Source organism: Cellulomonas hominis, from assembly GCF_005239125.1.
GTDB classification, from domain to species: domain Bacteria; phylum Actinomycetota; class Actinomycetes; order Actinomycetales; family Cellulomonadaceae; genus Cellulomonas; species Cellulomonas hominis_A.
Genome location: NZ_SZYE01000238.1, coordinates 1 through 4,747, shown reverse-complemented (window position 1 = coordinate 4,747; position 4,747 = coordinate 1). Strand labels below are relative to the sequence as shown.

Below are 4,747 nucleotides of genomic sequence, written 5' to 3'. Positions count from 1 at the left end.
GCCGGCACCGCCGCGCACCCTGCGCCCGACGCGGCCGCGCCGGCGGGCCAGGACGCGCCCGGCCCGTGGCCGCGCGGGCTGTCCCGGCAGGCGAGCATGCGGATCTCCGACGTGCTCGCGGCGCTGCGGATCGAGTTCCCGGCGGTCACGAACTCCAAGCTCCGGTTCCTCGAGGAGCAGGGCCTGGTCGAGCCCGTGCGCACGCCGGCGGGCTACCGGCAGTACAGCCCGGCCGACCTGGAGCGGCTCCGGTACGTGCTGCGCGAGCAGCGGGACCGGTACGTGCCGCTCAAGGTGATCGGCGAGCGGCTGGCCGCGCTGGACGCCGGCGAGGAGTCCGAGCCGGTCTCGCTCGTCGTGACCGAGGACGGCGTGCCGCGCTTGGGGGCGACCGACGCGCGCTACACCACCGCGGCGCTGGCCCGGGAGGCCGGGGTCGAGGAGCGGCTCGTCGCCGACCTGGTGCAGGCGGGCGTGCTCCGCCCGTCGGCGTCCGGGCACCTGGACGCGTGGGCGAAGGACGTCGTGCAGGCCGCGGCCGCGCTCGCCGAGCACGGGCTGGAGGCCCGGCACCTGCGCGCGTTCCGGAGCGCCGCCGACCGCCAGGTCGACATGGTGGAGACGGTCGTGGCGCCGTGGCGCGGCCAGTCGTCGCCGTCGGCGCGGGGCCGCGCAAGCACCGTCGCGGCCGAGGTCGGCGAGCTGTGCACCCGCCTGCACACCGCGCTGGTGCGCGCGGGCGTGGCGGACCTGGCGCCCTGAGGCGACGGCCCGGGCGCCCCGGCGGCAGGGAGGGGCGGGTGCGCCCGGTGCACGGCGCGCCCGCGCGTCGTAGTTTGGACGCATGCACGAGGACGACCTGGTCCAGCTCGAGGTGCTCGGCGTGCGCCGCCACCCGGGCGACGACGAGCTCGTCGTGCTGCTGCTCGAGCCCGTGGGCGAGCTGATCGTGCCGATCGCGATCGGCCCCACGGAGGCGGGCGCGATCGCCACGGCCCAGGCCGGCGTGGTGCCGCCGCGGCCGATGACGCACGACCTGCTCCGGGACGTGCTGGTCGCCCTGGACGTGCGCGTGGTGCAGGTGGAGATCACCGAGCTGGTCGGCGGCGTGTTCCACGCGGCGCTGGTGCTGGGGGAGCGGCGGACCCGGGTGGACGCGCGCGCCTCGGACGCGATCGCGCTGGCGGTGCGGGTGGGCTGCCCGGTGCTGTGCGCGACGGACGTCCTGGCGGAGGTCGGCGTCGAGGCGGCACCGGTGTCCCCGGAGGAGGCCGACGAGGCCGCCGCGAGCACCAGCCCGGACGAGCAGGTCGCGCAGTTCCGGCAGTTCCTGGACAACGTCTCGCCCGACGACTTCGAGCGCGGGGAGCCCGGAGGGAAGGACCGAGGTTCAACCTCAAGTGGAGGGTAAGACACGCCGAGCGCGACACGCCGAGTGTCGTGGGCGCGGCGGTCGTTGACCGCCCTCGGCGGCGGCCCTAGCGTTGCACCCAGAACAGCACAGCATTGCATCTCCCGACACGCCGCCCCGGCGCGCGGGCGCGACGAGTGGAGGACCCCGTGACCGGCACCGAGCAGACAGCGGAGGCGGCAGGCGCCGTCCCGCAGCGGGCGCAGGGCCTCCTGTTCGGCGACGAGCTCCCGGACCTCGACGTGACGACCGGCTACCGCGGCCCGACCGCGTGCCGCGCCGCCGGCATCACCTACCGCCAGCTCGACTACTGGGCCCGCACCGGCCTGGTCGAGCCGTCGGTCCGCCCGGCCACCGGCTCGGGGACGCAGCGGCTGTACTCGTTCCGGGACATCCTGGTGCTCAAGGTGGTCAAGCGGCTGCTCGACACCGGCGTCTCGCTGCAGCAGATCCGCGCGGCGGTCGGCCACCTGCGCGAGCGCGGTGTCGACGACCTCGCCCAGATCACGCTGATGTCCGACGGCGCGAGCGTCTACGAGTGCACGTCCGCCGACGAGGTCATCGACCTGGTGCAGGGCGGCCAGGGCGTGTTCGGCATCGCGGTCGGCCGGGTCTGGCGCGAGGTCGAGGGCACCCTCGCGCAGCTGCCGACCGAGCGCGCCGAGGACGAGGGCGTCGCCGCCCACGCGCACGACGAGCTCGCGGAGCGGCGCCGGGCGCGCACCGCCGGCTGACGGACCCCACGGCACCGGGACGGCCCGGACCCCGCACGGGGTCCGGGCCGTCCTGCTGTCCGCGCCCGCGGGGTGCGGGTGGCGCCGGGAGACGGGTCAGGGGGTGGGCGGTGCGGGAAGCTGCAGGGTCGCCACCACCGGGTCGTGGTCCGAGGGGTGCCGGCCGCCCGGGCGGGCGTCCAGGACGGCGTAGGCCTCGACCGTGACGTCCGGCGTCACCAGGACGTGGTCGATCCGCTGCCGCACGGCCTCGGGCCCGGGGGCGGGCCCGTCCGGGTCGAGCAGCTCGGTGAACGTCGTCGACGGCCCCGTCGGCGGGGTCGCGCTGGCGGCGCGCGCGTCCACCAGGGCGACACCCGGCGAGTCCCCGCCTCCGGCCCGCGCGCCGCCGGCGGCCGGCCCGCCGAGCAGCACCCGCAGCGGCTCCGACCCCGGCGCGGCGTTGAGGTCCCCGGTCAGCACGACCGGCCCGCCCCCGCCGACCTCCGCGGCGCGCGCCAGCAGCAGCCGCGCCGACTCCCGCCGCGCCCGCGCCCCCTCGTGGTCCAGGTGCGCGTTCAGCACCGCGAACGTCGACCCCGTCGCGCGGTCCCGCAGCCGCGCCCAGGTGCACAGCCGGCGGAACCGGGCGTCCCAGCCGGTGCTCGGCACCTCCGGCGTCGGCGACAGCCAGAAGTCGCCGGTCGCCAGGACGGCGACCCGCTCCGGCCGGTACAGGATCGCCGCGTGCTCGCCGGAGCCGTCGCCGTCCCGCGACCGGCCCAGCGCGGCGAACCCGGTGCCGTCGGTCAGCGCCGCGAGGTGCGCGCGCGTGCCCTCCTGCGTGCCGAGCACGTCCACGTGGTCCAGCGCGGCCCGGACGAGCGGCAGCCGGTCGTACGTCGCCGTGGCCGGCCAGTGGGCGACCCACAGGTTGTACGTGCCGACCCGCAGCGCCGCGGTCACAGCCGGGTGCCGGCCGGCGTCGTCACCTCGAGCACCCGGGCGCCGTCGAGCGCGGCCAGGTCCACCGCGGCGCTCGCCCACCGGTACGGGTGCGGCACCGGCGTCGCCGGGGCGGCCCGGCCGTCGACCCGCACCTCGACCGCCGTGGCGTCCGGGTCGACGCGGTAGCGCACGGTCCGGCGGGCGCCGGCCAGGTCGAGCTCGACCGCCAGCCCGTCGTCCTCCGGCGCGAGCGTGGGACCGACGACGAGCACGTCGTGCCGCTCCTCCAGGCCGAGTAGGCCGTGCAGCACCTGCCGCAGGTAGATCCCCGGACCCGAGGAGTACACCCGCCAGCCGTCGGCGGTGGGCACCTCGCCGGTGCGCAGCAGCTCGAAGTCCCGCGCGGCGGCGTACCGGTCGGGGAACACCGCGTCCGAGGACGACGTGTAGCAGGTGCGCTGCCGGGGCAGGGCGCTCGGGACGCGCTCCCGCATGCCGATGGGCGACAGCCGCAGCAGCTCGTCGCCGACGTCGGCGCGGCCGAGCGCGGCCAGCGCCTCCGCCCACCGGATGTGGGCGTGCGCGTACATCAGCCCGACCTCGCGGCCGAAGAACGCCGCCTGCTCGGCGCGGCGGAACGACTCCGTCTCGCCGTCGGCGAACCGCGTGGGGCGGTCGGTCAGCCGCACGCCGTCGGGGAAGAGCAGGTGCTCCCGGATGATCGCCTCGTGCCGGTCGGCGCCGTCCTGGTCGAGCACCCCCGCCAGCACCAGCTGGGTCATCGGGATCAGCCGGTAGGTCAGGCCCGTCGAGGTGTCGCGCGGGTGGATCACGGGCGTGGCCACGCCGTCGGCGACGGTGACGAACCCGGCCGCGACGCCGTCCGGCAGCATGTGCCGGCGCAGGTCGGCCGCGACCGCGGCGCCGAGCGAGTCCAGCCGGGCGACGAGCCCCGCGGCGCCGGGTGCGCCCCGCAGCTGCTCGGCGGCGAGCCCGAGCGCCTGCACCGCGAGGGCGGTGGTCCAGGTCGACGCCATCGAGGCGCGCATCTCGGAGCGGGCCGGCTGCAGGGTGTCGTCCCAGTCGCCGTCACCGTACGCGGGCAGGGACGTGCCGGGCACGAGGTCCGTCTCCAGGTGCCGGAGCAGCGCGTCGAGGTGGTCGGCGACCGTCGCGGGCTCCCCGGTGCGGAACGGCACGGCCGCGCCCAGCACGCCGACGTCGCCCGACGCCCGCAGGTACTGGCCGAGCGCGAACAGCGGCCAGTGCACGACGTCGCCGTGCGCGTGCTCCTGCAGGATCTCGGCGTACGCGTCGAACATGAACCACTGCGGGAACGTGCCGTCGACGGCCTGGGCGCCGAGCACGCGGAGCACCACGTCCCGGCAGGCGTCGAGCCGGCCGGCCGCCAGCAGCAGCTCGAACGGGCCCTGGCAGACGTCGCGGGTGCCCCAGGCCGCGCCCTGGTACTGCTCCAGGCCGTGCGGGACCAGGTAGTGCACGCGGGCGTCGTTGGCCCACCAGGGCAGCAGCGTCCCGAGCTCGGCGAGCCGGGAGCCCGCCGCCACGGACAGCCCGCGGGTCAGCCGGGCGAGGGTGGCGCGGTGCCCGGCGGCCTCGCGCGCGGCGTCGAGCCCGGCAGCGACGACCTCGGCCGCCGTCCCGGTGCTCGCCC

Annotated in this window: 4 protein-coding genes and 1 pseudogene; 3 read left to right on the top strand and 2 right to left on the bottom strand. The window is 77.4% G+C overall.

Going from position 1 to position 4,747, the window contains the following annotated elements; all coding sequences use genetic code 11:
- The 3 genes from ftsR to FA014_RS17870 all read left to right on the top strand — a co-directional run.
- A partial coding sequence (ftsR, locus tag FA014_RS17880; RefSeq protein WP_419178439.1) for a transcriptional regulator FtsR occupies window positions 1-762 on the top strand: 762 nt, incomplete at its 5' end.
- A gap of 82 nt (window positions 763-844) precedes the next feature.
- Window positions 845-1,411, top strand: coding sequence for a bifunctional nuclease family protein (locus FA014_RS17875; protein WP_154730979.1), 567 nt, complete (start codon window positions 845-847; stop codon window positions 1,409-1,411).
- Window positions 1,412-1,560: 149 nt separating this feature from the next.
- Window positions 1,561-2,145 (top strand): MerR family transcriptional regulator, encoded by a 585-nt coding sequence (locus FA014_RS17870; RefSeq protein ID WP_154730978.1) that lies wholly within the window; start codon window positions 1,561-1,563, stop codon window positions 2,143-2,145.
- A 96-nt stretch (window positions 2,146-2,241) separates the two neighbouring features.
- Here the strand turns inward: FA014_RS17870 and FA014_RS17865 are convergent, their stop codons facing one another.
- Together FA014_RS17865 and FA014_RS20255 are read right to left on the bottom strand one after the other, a co-directional pair.
- The gene (locus FA014_RS17865; RefSeq protein WP_195969357.1) at window positions 2,242-3,090 is read right to left on the bottom strand and encodes an endonuclease/exonuclease/phosphatase family protein; all 849 of its coding nucleotides are present in this window, start codon (window positions 3,088-3,090) and stop codon (window positions 2,242-2,244) included.
- Window positions 3,087-4,747, bottom strand: a pseudogene (locus FA014_RS20255) (cellobiose phosphorylase); the annotation flags it as partial. The pseudogene FA014_RS20255 and the gene FA014_RS17865, both read right to left, overlap by 4 nt.